This is a genomic window from Ruegeria sp. BC8 (assembly GCF_056535705.1).
The window spans coordinates 2,156,915-2,172,151 of sequence record NZ_JBQFIV010000001.1 but is presented as its reverse complement, the minus strand read 5'-3'; the positions used below and the strand labels follow the sequence as shown (position 1 = coordinate 2,172,151).

At 60.1% G+C, this 15,237-nt stretch carries 13 protein-coding genes and 1 tRNA gene; 8 read left to right on the top strand and 6 right to left on the bottom strand.

Annotated features, from left to right (window positions below; translation table 11 throughout):
- Nucleotides 1-5: 5 nt before the first annotated feature.
- Genes ACR3EK_RS11010 through ACR3EK_RS11000 form a run of 3 tightly spaced genes read right to left on the bottom strand, consistent with a single transcriptional unit; the run spans nucleotide 6 to nucleotide 2,904 of the window.
- Entirely contained in the window at nucleotides 6-722 is a 717-nt protein-coding gene (locus ACR3EK_RS11010) for a maleate cis-trans isomerase family protein (protein ID WP_480633391.1), read from the bottom strand.
- Nucleotides 719-1,864, bottom strand: a complete 1,146-nt coding sequence (locus ACR3EK_RS11005; protein WP_480633390.1) for a M24 family metallopeptidase — start codon at nucleotides 1,862-1,864, stop codon at nucleotides 719-721. The genes ACR3EK_RS11010 and ACR3EK_RS11005 overlap by 4 nt, the downstream gene beginning before the upstream one ends.
- Nucleotides 1,861-2,904, bottom strand: coding sequence for a pyridoxal-phosphate dependent enzyme (locus tag ACR3EK_RS11000; RefSeq protein WP_480633389.1), 1,044 nt, complete (start codon nucleotides 2,902-2,904; stop codon nucleotides 1,861-1,863). The genes ACR3EK_RS11005 and ACR3EK_RS11000 overlap by 4 nt, the downstream gene beginning before the upstream one ends.
- Nucleotides 2,905-3,141: 237 nt before the next feature.
- Here ACR3EK_RS11000 and ACR3EK_RS10995 point away from each other — a divergent pair.
- Nucleotides 3,142-3,227: transfer RNA gene (locus ACR3EK_RS10995), tRNA-Leu, on the top strand.
- Nucleotides 3,228-3,259: 32 nt separating this feature from the next.
- Here ACR3EK_RS10995 and ACR3EK_RS10990 read toward each other — a convergent pair.
- Nucleotides 3,260-3,757 (bottom strand): hypothetical protein, encoded by a 498-nt coding sequence (locus ACR3EK_RS10990; RefSeq protein ID WP_093962654.1) that lies wholly within the window; start codon nucleotides 3,755-3,757, stop codon nucleotides 3,260-3,262.
- The gene (locus tag ACR3EK_RS10985) at nucleotides 3,750-4,337 is read right to left on the bottom strand and encodes a helix-turn-helix transcriptional regulator (protein ID WP_254430246.1); all 588 of its coding nucleotides are present in this window, start codon (nucleotides 4,335-4,337) and stop codon (nucleotides 3,750-3,752) included. The genes ACR3EK_RS10990 and ACR3EK_RS10985 overlap by 8 nt, the downstream gene beginning before the upstream one ends.
- 769 nt (nucleotides 4,338-5,106) lie before the next feature.
- Here ACR3EK_RS10985 and ACR3EK_RS10980 point away from each other — a divergent pair.
- The 6 genes from ACR3EK_RS10980 (at nucleotide 5,107) to ACR3EK_RS10955 (ending at nucleotide 13,963) form a co-directional block, all read left to right on the top strand.
- The gene (locus ACR3EK_RS10980; protein WP_480633388.1) at nucleotides 5,107-7,461 is read left to right on the top strand and encodes a hypothetical protein; all 2,355 of its coding nucleotides are present in this window, start codon (nucleotides 5,107-5,109) and stop codon (nucleotides 7,459-7,461) included.
- Nucleotides 7,462-7,594: 133 nt separating this feature from the next.
- Complete coding sequence (locus ACR3EK_RS10975; protein ID WP_480633387.1) at nucleotides 7,595-9,550, top strand: type I secretion protein; 1,956 nt, start codon at nucleotides 7,595-7,597, stop codon at nucleotides 9,548-9,550.
- 36 nt (nucleotides 9,551-9,586) lie between these two features.
- Nucleotides 9,587-11,878: a type I secretion system permease/ATPase gene (locus ACR3EK_RS10970; protein ID WP_170435169.1), complete on the top strand. Its 2,292-nt coding sequence runs from the start codon at nucleotides 9,587-9,589 to the stop codon at nucleotides 11,876-11,878.
- Between the two features lie 12 nt (nucleotides 11,879-11,890).
- The gene (locus ACR3EK_RS10965; protein WP_170338088.1) at nucleotides 11,891-13,231 is read left to right on the top strand and encodes an HlyD family type I secretion periplasmic adaptor subunit; all 1,341 of its coding nucleotides are present in this window, start codon (nucleotides 11,891-11,893) and stop codon (nucleotides 13,229-13,231) included.
- 74 nt (nucleotides 13,232-13,305) lie between these two features.
- On the top strand, nucleotides 13,306-13,698 hold the full coding sequence (locus ACR3EK_RS10960) for a rhodanese-like domain-containing protein (RefSeq protein ID WP_093962649.1): 393 nt from the start codon (nucleotides 13,306-13,308) through the stop codon (nucleotides 13,696-13,698).
- 85 nt (nucleotides 13,699-13,783) lie between these two features.
- Nucleotides 13,784-13,963 carry a hypothetical protein gene (locus ACR3EK_RS10955; RefSeq protein WP_170363027.1) on the top strand — a complete coding sequence of 60 codons (180 nt, stop codon included), beginning with the start codon at nucleotides 13,784-13,786 and terminating at the stop codon, nucleotides 13,961-13,963.
- A gap of 5 nt (nucleotides 13,964-13,968) precedes the next feature.
- Here the strand turns inward: ACR3EK_RS10955 and ACR3EK_RS10950 are convergent, their stop codons facing one another.
- Complete coding sequence (locus tag ACR3EK_RS10950; protein ID WP_480633386.1) at nucleotides 13,969-14,772, bottom strand: alpha/beta fold hydrolase; 804 nt, start codon at nucleotides 14,770-14,772, stop codon at nucleotides 13,969-13,971.
- Between the two features lie 47 nt (nucleotides 14,773-14,819).
- Between ACR3EK_RS10950 and ACR3EK_RS10945 the strand changes: the two genes are divergently transcribed.
- Nucleotides 14,820-15,194: a hypothetical protein gene (locus ACR3EK_RS10945; protein ID WP_170337639.1), complete on the top strand. Its 375-nt coding sequence runs from the start codon at nucleotides 14,820-14,822 to the stop codon at nucleotides 15,192-15,194.
- Nucleotides 15,195-15,237 lie beyond the last annotated feature (43 nt).

The window sequence follows — 15,237 nt, the reverse complement described above, 5'->3', positions numbered from 1 at the left end:
GGGATTCAAGGATTTTGCGCAGTGTTGAGGCGCCGCATGTGCCACGCAAGGGTCTGATTGCTGGACAAGACCGGTTTGGCAATCTGTTCATGGATCCGCGGGATGGCGTCCAACGTGCGAAGGTTGGTGCAGCTGAGAAAAACAGCTTCGACCGCTCTGTCCGAACCCAGCCTTACCGCGGCGTCAACGATGGATTGCGTTGATATCCGGACGACCTTTGCTTCTTCGGAAATCCCAAAGGTGCCGAACACATCCATGAGGATCCCTTGATCGGCGAAGGCCGCGCGAAGCGCCGTGTTGACCTGCTCCTCATAAGGGGACAGCAGTGCAAAGCGTGACACACCCAATTCGCGCGCCTGAGCAACCGCGGCGCGCAGAGGGTTGGTCACCGTTTGCACGTCACAAGTCTGCTTTACCAGTTCTTCGACCTTTTCCGATCCGATGACCGAGCTTGCCGAGGTGCAGGCGTAACCCACAGCCCGGAAGGGGCGCGCCTTGGGCAGTAAATCTGCCGCCGCTGGAAGCGCATGCTTCATGCGGGTCAACGTCTTGGTCGTGACCTGCGGGTCGCTGGTTATGCGCGAGACATAAATGGGTGAAGGGTCGCCGGCAAAAAGCCTGCGGAAATCGCCTTCGATCGTCTCGTCTGTCTGCAGAACGATCAGGCCACGCGGAGATATACCCGGGTCATCCGTGTCCAGAGAAAATGGCAGTGTTGTCATAGCTCGGGAATCTCCCGTCGTGCCTTGGGGCTCAGGAACCGCGGTGCGCTTTCGGTGACCAGCACATTTTCCTCGTGGACAAGTATTTTGCCACCGACCTCAATACCTGGCTCCAGCGTCAACACCATTCCGGGTTTCAGAACCGTGTGATCCGTTGGGATGAGCGAAGGCCACTCGGTCAATGACATGCCCAATCCGTGGCCCAGGCGCCCGGCTTCGGTCCCGCCGCCGCCACGGGACAGGACCGAGTTCATTGTGTGATACAGGTCCGAGGCCGTCGCGCCCGGTCTGGCCTGCTCGAACGCCGCCTCGGTCGCATCGATCAGCGCGTAGTGCGCCGCGCGCACGGCGGGACTGGCCGGGCCGACGGACCAGTTGCGGTCGAAATCGCAAAAATACCCATCCCAGACCAGCCCGGTATCCAACATAAGCACGTCGCCCGGCTTCAACGGTCGTTGGGTTGCCGGTGAGATCACGTCGCCATATCCGCCTTGGTCGGCCGCGCCGGCAAGATAAGGCACCCAATCGGCGCCTGCGTCGAGACACAACATCTGGAACCGTCGAAAGACCTGATCCAGAGGAACACCGGCCGATGCAATCTCAGGAACCCGCTCAAATGCCTGTCCCGCGATCAGGCAGGCGGTTTCGATCTTTTTGATTTCGGCTTGAGATTTGACCATGCGCAGGTCGCGCAGAATGCCAAGGTCGCCGGTGATCCTGCGGCGGTCGATTTCGGATTTCAGACGCCCGAAATCCGCAAGCGGCATCCGCAGGTGCGTTTCATGCCCATCGGGACATCCGATCAAGCCGCCGTCCGGAACAAGTTCGCGCAGGGTTTCGGCCAGCAACGATACTCCGTCGTCTGCCAGATCCGGGGCGGACCAGGTGCGGATGTCTTCGATCCAGGTCTGCGCCATCAAGGCCGCGCCAATCGACGGGATCACCGCGACAGGTTCGCCGGTCGCGGGAACGACAAGGAACCAGGGGCGCGTCGGGCTTTCCCAGAACCGGGTCAGAAAGCCGCTGAAATACCGGACGTCGGGCTCGGTCGTCAGCAGCAGGGCGTCCAGGCCATGCTCTTGCATGAGATCCTGTGCACGCGCAGTTCTGTCCGCGAACTCGGTTTGTTCGAACCCTCTCACGAGGCTTGCTCGGTCACGATGCACAAAACGCGGTCCTGTGGTCCGATATTGAGCAAGTTGCGGCTATCGGTATCCAGAACGGCAGCCAGTCCGGCCCCGCCTGACGCAGTCGTTTCGAACCCGGCCTCTGCCATGACCGGAAGCTGAGCGGCCACGGTGTCATCCTCCAGCGTCAGAAACTGATCGGCATCCCGCGCCAGTCCATTCAGTGCAATCAGCGATGGCTCCTTGCAATCCAGCCGTCCCATGATGCTGTCCGGACCGTCTGCAAAAACCGGCGCGCCGGCTTGGATGCTGGCCATCAGCGCCGGGGCTGCGGCCGGTTCGACCACGATGATCTTGGGGTCGTCTCCCCAAGCCTTTCGGAAACATGCGGCAACGGCGCCCGCCATGCCTCCCACTCCGGCCTGCAGCAGGATCAATGTCGGAGGTTCGGGACACTGATCAACCGCCTCGACAGCCATTTGAACGTACCCCTCCATCAAGAGATGGGGCAGGTCATAATACCCTTCCCAAGAGCTGTCTGACAGAAGCGTCCAGTCGTTGTCGTTCGCCGCGCGGCTTGCGGCGCTCATGCTTGCGGCGTAATCGACGCCTTCGCGCACCACTCGCGCACCTTGCGCCGAAAGGCGCTGAGCAAAGCTCTCGGGCACGGTTTCAGAAATGAACACTACGGCATTCGCACCAAAAACGCGCGCACCCGCAGCCATGCTTAGGCCGTGGTTCCCGGCGCTGGCCGTTACATAAGTACGGCCAGCAAGGGATGTGTTGTCGGGTGTCTCGGTGGCTTCGCTCGCTTGGTAGGCGATGACATAGGCCGCGCCCAATGCCTTGAACGACCCGAGATTCATCCGCGTCCGTTCATCTTTGATCCAAAGGCGGGAAACGGGCGCCAAACCCTGCGCTTCGGCCAGTGGTGTCACGCCGGAGGCAGGGCACAGCGACAAAAGCTGCGCCAACCGGCTGGAATTGGTTGAAGGGAAGGGGGCCTGTGAAAACAGTTTGCCTTCGCCTCGATACGGGTTGGTGACGGACTTCATCGCGGCCTCCCTCAACGATCCGGCAGACGTCATAGAAATGCAGTCAATCTGTCAAGGCATAGGGGTGAAATGGGAGAAATGCACACTTCCTGTTCCCTGGGAAAAGTGGCTACCTGCCCTGAACCAAACGGCGTTGATCTGGCTGGCGAATTGACCGCTTGCGGTCTTTGCAATCGGTATGGGTGCGTGTAAGTGTTCGGCACGTGATCCGGCGCCGGTGCATCAGACCGGCCGGATGCGGGCGTGATGGAATGGTAGACATATCGGACTTAAAATCCGAAGGCCCTAGCGCCGTGTGGGTTCGAGTCCCACCGCCCGCACCAAACACACTGGTCGACTTGGCCGAGGGCGATCGTCAGACCGGATAACCCAGCTTGGAGATCAGCCGCCAGATGTCCTGGTTCGCCGCCGACAGCTGCGCGACGACATCCTCGATTTCCTGCATCGCCTGTTCGTCGACCGTATCTTCGCGTCCCAGCTTGATGTCGGTTTTTCGATCGGCAATGCGCATCAGGATCGTTTTGGGGTTCCCGGTTTCCTGGTCGAAGGAATAGATGCAGTGGTTGAACTTGTTGCGGATGCCAGACAGACGGCTGAGCCGCTGCGTGTGCTCTAGGATCGGATCACGAACCGAGGCCGGCCTTCCGTCCATCTTTGCCAGACGCTCGACCAGATCAATTCGGGCGCGGGTCGTGTTCAGGGTCAGGAAAATGATGACGGCTACGTCTTTGCTGGTCCCCGAGAGGCCGGCAATCAGATGAATCAGCAGGCTTTCGGTGTTCGTCCAGACATAGTTCAGGCGGCCGACCAAAAGGATCAACCGATCGAACCTGGCTTCGAAGTCGTCAGTCAACCGAGGTTCGGTGCGCGTCCTGCGCCGCCGCCTCAAAGAAGAAATGCGCCGCTGCCGTTCTGTTGCTGACACCGATCTTGCCCGACACGTTGTGCATGTGCAGCTTGACCGTGTGTTCGGTGATACCCAACTGGGCAGCGATCGCCTTATTGCTTTTGCCTTCGGAGACAAGTTGCAGAACCTGCTTCTCGCGCCGGGTCAGTTTTGACAACAGAGGGCCAGCCGCAGGGGATTTCGGAGTTTCTCGGGCCGTAGTCGCTCCTGTCGCGCACGGCTTCGATGCAACGCAATTGGCCACAAATCCCGGCAGGTACAACTCTTCATGCATCAGCAGCCGCAGGATCGCGCGCCATGCGTCCGGGGCGACGTTCATCGGAAGAAACCCGATTGATCCGTACCGGGATCGGTCCCATCGCTCGAAAACGAACCGGGCTGCGTCCTCTTTGCGGTATGCGAAGGCAAGGCATCCCGGCATGGACGATCGGACATAATCGGAGGGACGGGCCAGCAGATCCTCCATCATGATCTGATCCACGACAACAATCTTGCCGGAACCCTCAGCATTGCTGGCTTGGGACAAGAATGCCGCGAGAGATTCAAACCTGTGGGCTGCAACGCCGAATTCGTGCTGGACGCTTCGCAGGGTTTGGTTGGAGTAGAAGAGCTCTTTCCCAATAAAAACAATCATGAAATCTTCGTTTTCGTCGATCGTGCAGGAACTGTTACTTAATTCGGAAATGCTCATTCTTGTGCCCCCCTAAATACCCCCGGATTACGTCCTGAATTGGCCGTTATTGGCCGAGGTGAAACTGAATAAAAACAATCTAAAATCTGTGTTGAGCATACCAGAAAGTTCAGTTTTCGACAACTGTACGGCTTTGGGAATCACCGGGTTTTAGAACTTTCGATTAAGGTCGTTTGACGGTCAGGCCGCTTAAATATCGGGATTCAAATAACTAAATTTTTCCGGCTTTTGTGGCAGGCCAATTTGGCTTCGAACTCGACCCTGAAACGCGTGTTCGAGTAATACGGTAAGCAAATCATCGCTTTAGTGATGTTAATACTTTCTGCCAGCTAGGCAGGCCGAACGGCATCTGTACCCTGTGTCGTGCTTCAATTTGCGAAGTGTACTTGTACCTGGCGTGTCTGCGGCCCGCGTATTTTCGCGTGATTTTGAGCAGTCACGGAATCGGCTTGGCCGAGAAAGGGGGTGACAACACATCATTCGAAAGACAAGGCCGCAGACATGCGCAGTTTCGCGAATGGACGCTCAATAATATTTTTCAACCGCGCCGAATATCGCTTTGTAGATGAATGGCGGTCTGGCGCTTCAAAAATGGAAGATTGTTATGCGACGCAATGTGAACAATACCAATGTCACGACCGTTGACGAAGTTAATGTTGAAAATCTCGAAGCTCCGATCTCGGTGGAAATCCCCGTTGAAGAAGCAAATATCGAGGCCGAACTGACCGCGCAGCAACAGCAGCAGGGTCAGGAAGTTCAAAACGCTGCAAACAACGAAGACGAACAGAACCAGGCTCAGGCTCAGGCGACCGAGGTTGCAAACGAACAGGCCCAGGGTCAGGATCAGGGCCAAGCGCAGCAGCAGGGCCAACAGCAAGGTCAGCAGCAATCGAACGTCAATGGCGGCGATGACAGCAACAGCATCGCAAACTCGATCAACATCGATTTCGGTGAAGGCGAGTGGATCCCGCGCGACGATGACCAGGTCGATCTGGATATCGGTGACTCGGCATCCATCGGTGATGTCATCACGGCCGGAAACGACGTGAATTATGATCCCGGCGATGATCTGAACCTGTCCATCTCGATGAATGGTGACGGCAACGACATGTCGTCGATCAACAACCAGTTGGCCAGCCTGAGTGACGATGACACGCTGGATTCGCCCAGCCTGTCGAATGACGGCTCGTTCTATCAGAACGGCAGCGCGACGGGCGGTTCGGCCTATGCCGAAGAAGGCATCGGTTCCTCCTCCGGCGGCGGTAACTCGGGTTCCGGCGGAACCAGCTACGGCGGTGCAGCAAGCGGCGAGACCAATGGCAGCCACGCATTCGCGCTGGGCGGCCACACCGGCAATGCCGGCGCGGCTTCGCAAGGCGGCAACGGTGCGGCTTCGGGCGGCGCCAACAACACGAGCCTGGGTCTTGGTCTGTCGGGCGCCGAAGCCAGTGGCGAAAGCACGGCTGGCAATGGCGGCAACGCCAACAGCACCTCCAGCGCCAACAACACCGGCAGTTCGAATGCCAACGGCCAGGGAACTGGCGGTGAAGGCGGTAATGCCGGCTCGATCGGTCTCGGCCTTGGTCTGGGGCTGTCCGGCGCCAACTCGGAAGGCAATGCCAATGGTGGTGAAAACGCGACCGGATCGATCGGCGCGGGCCTTGGCCTAGCCGGAAACGAGTCGGGTGCGAACGGCGCCAATGGCGGCAACGGCGAGTCATCGAACTCGGGTTCTGCATCGAACAACAGCACCGGTACGACCGAAGCGAATGAAGCGACGGCCGGAAGCAACACAGGTGCGGGCATGGCCGGCAGCGGCGCGCAAAGTGGCGCGAATGGCACCGGTGGGCCTGGTTCCGGTGGCACGGGTTCCGGCGGCTCGGGCTCGGGTGGTGAAGGTGCTGGTGGCGAAGGCTCTGGTGGCGAGGGATCCGGTGGATTCTCGGCCATGGTCGAAGCAGCCATCGCGGCGCTGAACCAGGAAATCGCGGATGGTGGTCCGGCCTTGAATGCGGCTGATACCGACGCTGCGACCGGCGGCGGCGGAACCACGGGCAACAACCCGGGTACCGGCGGAGCGGGCACCGGTGGTGCTGGAACCGGCGGCGCAGGAACCGGCGGTGCCGGAACCGGTGGCGCAGGGTCCGGCGGAGCCGGCACGGGCGGCAGCTCGGCAGCCAACTCTGGCGCACAGGGCGTCGGCGATCTGGCCGCAAGCGGTCCGAATATCAGCCAGTCGCCCGGTGACGTGAACGGTGCGGCCAGCAACCCGCAGACGTCGACCGGAACCGGCGGAGCCGGCGGTTCGAACGCGGCCAATGGCGCGGCAAATGGAACCGGTTCGGGTTCGTCCAGTGCGGAAGGCGCTGGCGGAGCCGGTGGGACCACGACGCCAACGTCCACCTCGTCCGGTAACGGTGCGGGTTCTGCGGATGCGGTCAACACGGCCGGTACCGGTGGTGCGGCAGAAGTCTTTGCTGACGCTGACACAAACGGTTCCGCCGACAGTCTGGCCGAAGCCATCGCGGGATACGGCGGCGCGTCGTACACCGACAACGATGCCACCTCGACGGGATCCGGCAGCGCGACTGGTGCGGCCAGCTCGGGAGCCGGTGGTGCAGGCGGTGCGTCTGCGGCCAATGGTGGTACCAGCGGCTACGCCATGGGTAGCGCCATGTCCGGCGATACCACGGGTGGCGCAGTCACCGGTGGCAGCGCGGCCGGCGCCTATTCGGGTGACGGCGGAGCCGGCGGCAATGGCGGCACCTGGGGTTCCAACAATGGTGGCGACGGTATCGTCACCGGTGAATCCTACGCGTCGGCAGCAGCAGTGGTCGATACCTCGGCCTTCAATCAGACAATCGTCATGGGCGCCAACGTGCTTGGCAACTCGGTCGATACCACGATGGTTGGCGGTTCGATGAGTTCGACCTACGCGAGCGACGACACCGAGGCATAATGCCTGACCCCGGAGGCCGCGATTTCGGCCTCCGGTCTTTGATGAAAACACCGGGGCCGTGTTTCATGGCCTCGGTCCAACCTAACCCAGACCCGGAAATTTTCTGCCGGAAAGGGTGACAGGGATAGTCCAGATGTCACTTGACAGCATTACGGAAACGATCGCGCATTTTATCGGTACTTTTCAGCTCACGATGGAACAGGCCATCCTGCGGCAGCAATACGAGGAGTTTACGGCGCTCCGCCGGCTGGCCGAAGTTGAAGGCCTGGAGGATCCGATCAGGATTGTCGTCAAGGCCGATCTGGATCTGAAGCCCAAGGACTACGACCCGCTTCCCTACCGTTTCCCCGAACCGCCCGCGGACCCGCAGTTGCCGCTGCCACCAGCCGGCCCAATGCTCGAGTCGAACATCCAGATCGGTGACCCGTTGGCGCCGGGCGGATTCGTTCCGCAGTCCGAATTGCCCATCTCGGTCGGGCCGCAATTCTTGATGTTGCAGCCTCAGGTCGTCAGCGACCTGATAGGGTCTGCCGTCACTTACACATTCCAGACATTGGTCCTGCGCGACAATGATACCGTGGGCGCGGGCGACTTCCGCGATGCGGCGATGCTGACAGCGCAGGCCGAAGCCGCGTTGGACGTGGCGCACTCGCTTCATGCGATGGCGGTGCCTTCACTGGCGATACCGGACTACATGACGCCAGAATACCTGGATACGCTGGTCGAACAGATAACGACGCCAATGAATGGATCGGTCCAAGGTGTCACGGTTCACCAATTCCAAGGTGAAGACGCGGAAGGCATCATCGTCAACGGTCAACACGTGTCGGAGGCTCCGGTCTGGAGCGATCTTCTGCCTGCCTACCACCAGCCCGAGGAGGCTGAGGAAAATCTGGTGTCACAGTCCTATCCGGCCGAGTGGAACCAGTCCGAAGGGCCGGAGTCACACGAGGGTCATACCGTTGTCGCCGGCGGCAATCTTGCGATCAACGAAGTCGCGCTGAACGTCGGTTGGGTGGATGCCCCCTTCATCGCCGTGGGTGGACAAGCGATCAGCCTGACGATGATCAGCCAGGTCGCGCTGGTATCAGATGTTGATGTCGGAAACACCGGCAGCGGCGCGGGCACCAACGTCGTCCAATCCGCCCAGATTGAAACCGAGGCGAATCCTGCGCCGTGGCTTGCCGGAACCTCGGCCGTGGCTGGTGGGGCCGGGCAGCCGTCCTTTTTGACCGTCGATTGGATCCATGGCGATCTGGTGGTTGCCAACTTCCTCAAGCAGGTCATCAACGCCACCGACATCGACCATATCCAGACCGAGATTTCCGCATCTTCGACCATGTATGCGATGGGTGGCAACCAGATGGTCAACGTGGCCGATATTGTTCAACTCGGCAGTTACTATGACCTGATAATGATCGGCGGCGACATGATCTCGGTCGACATGTTGTTCCAGACGCTTGTCCTGATGGATGACGACGTGGTGTCAGGCGGCCTAGCCGGACCTGCCGGAGGTGCGAACGAAAACCTGCTGATGAACCAGGCCTCGGTGATGACCAACGGCCTGGACCTGCAGGAGGCGCTTGAGGAGAACATGGCCGAGACCATGGCTCTGAATGAGATGAACATGGCCGCGCTCGAGGACGCATTGCTGAACGATCCGATGTTCGCGGGCATGGAGCAGATGCGCGTTCTGAAGATCGACGGAAACCTGCTGCAGGTGAATATTCTTGAGCAGGTCACGATGCTTGCCGATCAGGATGACATTTTCCTGTCCGGTCCGCACGCGGCCAGTACTGAAGTCGTGTCCGGCAGCAACGCGATGCTGAATGCGGCCAACATCAACAAGCTGGGCGTAGACTCCGTGGTCATGGCCGAGCAGGGCGCGTATTCCGAGCTTTTGCTGCACCAGGCCAGTCTCATCGACTTGCCCGAGAATGAGATCAGCCCGGAATTTGCCAATGAAGCCATCGCAATCCTGATGGAGGAGGCAATGACCGCCGGGCAAGCAGTGAGCGGCCCGACCGCTCCTGCACTGACCCCCGAAGACTTGGACGCCAATGTAGGAATGCAATCCATCCTGACCTGATTTTCCCTATTTTACGAGTGACCGGAAGGTTTGTTTATGTCGATCGTTTTTTCGTCGCGCCGCACCCGATATGCCAGCCCGCTGGACCGGTCGGGAAGCGGACAGCCTCTGACTTTGCGACCCAGCGACATGGTGTCTGGCTCGTCATTTGCAACGGAACGGCTGACCGCACGGCTAAGGCTGACCAAGGAGATGCGCGTGCCCGTGACCGAGCAGAGCCAGAACAAGGCAGCGCAGGAGGGCCCGGCCACGGCGCAGAAGGAGCAAGAGGTTGCTCGCAATGCAGCGGCTCCGGCACCGGAAGCCCGGGACGAAACCGATCAGAAAATAACAGACGACAACACACTAGAAACAACATTCAGCGCCGCCTCTCCCCGACGGCGCGAAACGCCGGAGACCGTCGCTGTGGAAGGGCGTGCGGGTGACGGCGAAGGGGTGGCCAATGCCGAGGACTCGGAACCGCAAACCGTCGAAAGCCCGACCGCGCGCATGACCCCCTCGTCCCGGTCGGGTGGGACGGATCGCATGGGCACCACTATCGAGGCCGAAGCGAACAAGCCGCTGCTGCGTACTGGTTCAGGCGATGGCGGCGGCAAAGGGCCACCCCAAACTTTTCACAAGCGCACGCCGCCCGAAGACTTTCAACGCACCCTTCGGACCTCGATGCGAGCGATATGGCGAAACCTTGCCTTTGTTCTGGTACTGACCTGCGCGACCAATCTGTTGATCCTGGCGATCCCGATCTACCTGTTCCAGATCAGTGACCGGGTGCTGACCAGCCGCTCGCTGGACACGCTGATCATGCTGACCGCGATCGTGGCCGGGGCAATCATCTTTCAATCGGCTTTCGATGCGGTGCGGCGCTTCATGTTGATGCGCACCGGGGTCGAAGTGGCGGCGCGACTGGGTGCTCCGACCCTCAGTGCCGCAGCGCATGCCTCGTTGCACGGGACGGGACGCGAGTATCAGACGCTGGGTGATCTGCAGCAAATCCGCGGCTTTCTCGTTTCAAGCACCCTTCTCTCCTTTTTGGATGTTCCTTTTGCGCCGTTGTTCATCCTTATGATTTTTCTGGTTCACCCAGAGTTGGGCATGATCGTGGTGGTGACGGCCGTGATCCTGATGGTTATCGCGCTGATCAACCAGCGGATGACGGCCAAACCGTTTGCCGAGGCCAACATGGCCCAGTCACTAGCCAACCAGCATCTGGATTCGATGTCGCGGAACAGCCAGATCATCAACGCACTAGCTATGATCCCCGAGGCGGTTCGGATCTGGGGACGCGACACCGCCAACTCCCTGACCTGGCAGGTCCGGGCGCAGGATAGAAACGTGGTGTTCGCGGCGATCTCACGCACCGTGCGCCTGCTGACGCAGGTCGGCATTCTGGGATGGGGGGCCTATCTGGCCCTGCAAGGCGAAATCACGGGCGGCATGGTGATCGCGGCCTCGATCATCGCTGGGCGGGCTTTTGCGCCGATCGAAGGGTCAATCGAGGGCTGGAATACATTCCTTCTGACCCGCGGAGCCTACAGCCGCATCAAGGCATTGCTGTCCAACTCGGCGCTTCAGTATGAGAAGCTGCGCTTGCCCCGCCCCGAGGGACGAGTGGATGTTGAACGCCTTTTGTTTGTACCCGGGGGCACCAAGCGCGTGGTTCTCAACGGCATCAGTTTTTCACTCAACCCGGGCGAGACGCTGGCGATCATCGGCAACTCGGGCGCGGGCAAGACCACGCTGGGCAAAACGCTTGTAGGATCGATTCTGCCGACCTCGGGCAGCGTGCGGCTCGACCTGATGGATATTCGAAACTGGGATCCGCGCCAGTTCGGCGAAAGCATCGGGTACCTGCCGCAGGACGTTCAGCTGTTTCCAGGCACGATCAAGGACAACATCGGTCGAATGCGTGCCGATGCCACCGATGAGCAAATTCATGATGCTGCAGTTCTGGCCGACGTGCACAACATGATCGCCACCTTGCCACAGGGTTATGAGACCGTGGTCGCTGCCGATGGCTCGCCCCTGTCTGGCGGTCAGAAACAGCGGATCGCGCTGGCCCGCGCGTTCTTTGGCAATCCACGCATGGTGGTTCTGGACGAGCCGAACTCGAACCTGGATGTCGCGGGCGACAAGGCGCTGGCCCGGGCAATCGAGCAGGCGAGGGAAAACAAGATTACCGTGGTCGTGATCACCCAGAAACCGACGCTTTTGAACGTGGTGGACAAGATCATGCTGTTGACGGACGGGCGGGTCGCCCTGTTCGGTCAGCGTGAGCAAGTGCTGCAGCAACTGAACGGGCCGCGCCAGCAGCCCGAGTTGAAAGGGTAGACGGGGGTAAAGATGAACGAGTTGGTACAAGTAGACGATCCCGCCCTTTGGTACGCCGAGGTTCCGAGATCGATAACCAAGTTCATAGTCGTGGGCACCGTGCTGCTGGTCGCCTGTTTCGGCGGCTTCGGCCTGTGGTCGTTTCAGGCGCCGCTGGCGGCCGCAGTGATTGCGCAGGGCAGTTTTGTGGCTACCGGGCGCAACAAGATCGTTCAGCATCTTGAAGGAGGAATCATCGAACAGATCCTGGTCACCGAAGGCCAGACCGTGCAGGAGGGGCAGGTCTTGATGACACTCGACCAGACCTCGGCCGAGGCAAATGAGCGTGAATTGTTCATCCGCAAGATCCGCCTTCAGGCGATGGTCGAGCGCTTGCTGGCCGAATATGCCGAAAAGGACACTTTGGAGTTTTCACCCGCCCTGATCGAGGCGTCCGACGACGTCGAGGTTATGACCATTCTCGACAACCAGCGGCTCAGTTTCGAAGTCTCGCGCAAGACGTTGCTGAATGACATTGCCCTTCTCGAACGCAATATCGAGGCGCTGAAGATCAGGGCCAGCGGCTTCGAGGCGCAATTGGAAAGCATGGAACGCCGCAAGGCGATCCTTCAGGAAGAATACGAAACCAAAAACGCGTTGTTCGAAAAAGGGCTTGTCCGAAAGGGGGAGTTGAACACCATCCGACGAGTCCAGGCCGAAGCCGACGGGCAATTGGCCCGACTGGCGGCCGAGGCTTCGGAAACCAGCCAGATGCTGCTGAAATACGAAGAGCAGATCGCCCGGACCCGGTCTGCCTATCGCGAAGCAGCGCTGGACGAACTGGGTGTAATCGAGGCGGATCTGGAAAGCGTGCGGGAAAAATCGCGCCAGGCCAGCAGTGTTCTTGCCCGCGCGGTGGTTCGCGCCCCGGTCGATGGCACGGTTGTGCGGCTGCACTATTACACGCCGGGCGGCGTCATCGAGACTGGCAAGCCGATTGCCGAAATCCTGCCAGCTGATGCCCCGCTGATCATCGAGGCCCAGATCCCGCGCACCGATATCGACAGCGTTGTGACCGGCCAGACCGCGACCGTGCGGTTGGTAGCTTTGAATCAGCGCACGACACCGGTTCTGACGGGCGAAGTCTTTTACGTCTCGGCGGACGCGGTTCTGGAAGAAGCCAGCGGAATACCTCAAGAGGTCTATCTGGCCCGGGTGTCGTTGGAGCCTGACGAGATGGACCGGGTACGGGGTTTCATTCCGACCCCCGGCATGCCGGCCGAGATCATGATCCAGACCGAGGAACGCACCTTTGCCGCCTATATCGCCAAGCCGATCGTCGACAGCATGTCTCGGGCCTTTCGCGAGCAATAGGCGACCACCATAGCGCTTACAAATACAAATGGCCCCGTGCTAGCATTCGTGAAAATCCGGGAGGGACCGCACGAATGCCATTGACCGTTCAAGAGATGCTTGAGGCCGCGAATTCCGTTGTTCAACGTATCAGCGCCGCGCAAGCCAGGGAGCTATTGCAGCAGGGTGCGCTGCTGCTGGACATTCGCGATGCGCCTGAACTGGAAAAGACCGGTCGCGCGGTTGGGTCTCACCATATCTCACGCGGTATGCTCGAGTTTCGTGCCGATCCTGCGCTGCAATCGCATGACCCCGAGCTGCGGAAGGATCGCCCGATCATTCTGCATTGCGCCTCGGGCGGACGGGCGGCACTTGCGGGCAAGTTGCTCAAGGACATGGGGTATCAGCATGTCTACAACCTGGGTGGGTTCTCGGACTGGGTAAACGGCGGGGGCGACTATGTCGGCCCGGTTGATTCCGGGATGTAGGGACCCAGCCTGATCTGCATCAAAGCCGATTGTATTCCGCTTCGGCAATCTGCGCGTCAGACGCCATCAACAAGGACGACTGGCAATGATGAGACTTGCAGCGCTACTGTATTCCCTGATCGCGACCGCCCTCGCGGGGACGGCCGTTATCGCCGTGCTGACCGCGGGAATGGTTTCGACCCTGGCCATCGTGGGTGCCGCAGCCGTCGGAGCGGTCGCGGCTTTGCCCGCATCCTGGCTGGTCGCCAAGCGCCTGTACCAATAGAGAGCTTAGGCGGCGTTCAGAAATATCCGGACAGCAGCTTCGAACTCGCGCGGTTTTTCGGCGTGCAGCCAATGGCCTGCGCCCGGAATCTTGGCGAAACGGGCGTTCGGGAACAAAGATTTGATGACTTCGCGGTGACTTGCCTGAACATAGTCCGACTCCGCACCGGCGAGAAACAGCGCCGGGCCGTCCCAGTGTGAGGTAAAGTCCGGAAAACCCATGATATTCGGCATCTCTTTGGCCAAAACGTCCAGGTTCAGCCGCCAGCGTTTGCCGGGAACGTCCAGCGACTGAGTGAAGAAGCTCTGCAATGCCTTCTCGACTCCAAGATCGGCCAGTTGCTGTTCCACGTCCGAGCGGCGCGCGACCTGTGTCATGTCCACGGCGCGCATGGCCTCGATATATGGCATTTGCGTGTGGCTGTACCGAACCGGAGCAATGTCCGCCACGACCAGCCTGTGGACCATTTCGCCATGCTCGAGCGCCAATGTCATTGCCGACTTGCCGCCCATCGAATGCCCGATCACGTCTGCCACGCCGCCCATGCTTTCGATGACCTCAGCCAAATCATCCGCCAATGCCGGATAATCGTGCCGTTCGTCCCAGAAGCTGTGGGCGTGGTTGCGCATGTCGACCGCCACCACCTGACGTTCATCTGACAGCCGACGCGCAATCACCCCCCAGTTTCGGGCCGATCCGTATAGCCCATGGGCAATCAAAAGCGGTGTGCGGGACGTCGGTTCGCCATGTGTGATCGTGTTCAGCATGTCTTTCTGATAGCCTCCGGCGCCCCGGACAACCAGCCCCATTGTGACCGCCTGCGCAGACCGTTAGATTGCCCCATCAGGAGGGGCGCATGGCTCAGGAAACAGAAATTCAGACCCAGATCGCGCAGACGATAATCCTGTTGCGCAAAAAACTGGGCGCAAAGGGCAAGACCCTGGCCGAGTCGGTGCGCCGTGCCAAGCGTCGCTTGCCGCGCAAGGTCTACAAACAGGCAATGGAACTCGCCCGTGCCGAGCCGTTGGTCGAGCATCCCAAGCTCCGGCTGACCCTGGATTCGCCGACCCTGGAAAAGGCGGCGAAGGATGTTCAGTCGCATCTGCGCGCCATTAATTTGGCGGATCGCCGCTGGGGTTGGTTCCTGGGCATGCTCGGGGGGCTGGCCTTCAACATTCTGGCCTTGGCCGCACTGTTCCTTGTCGTGCTTTGGTGGCGCGGTCTGATCTGATCAAGGCATCTGCCGGCAAGGAAAAATGGCGCCCGAAAAAGGC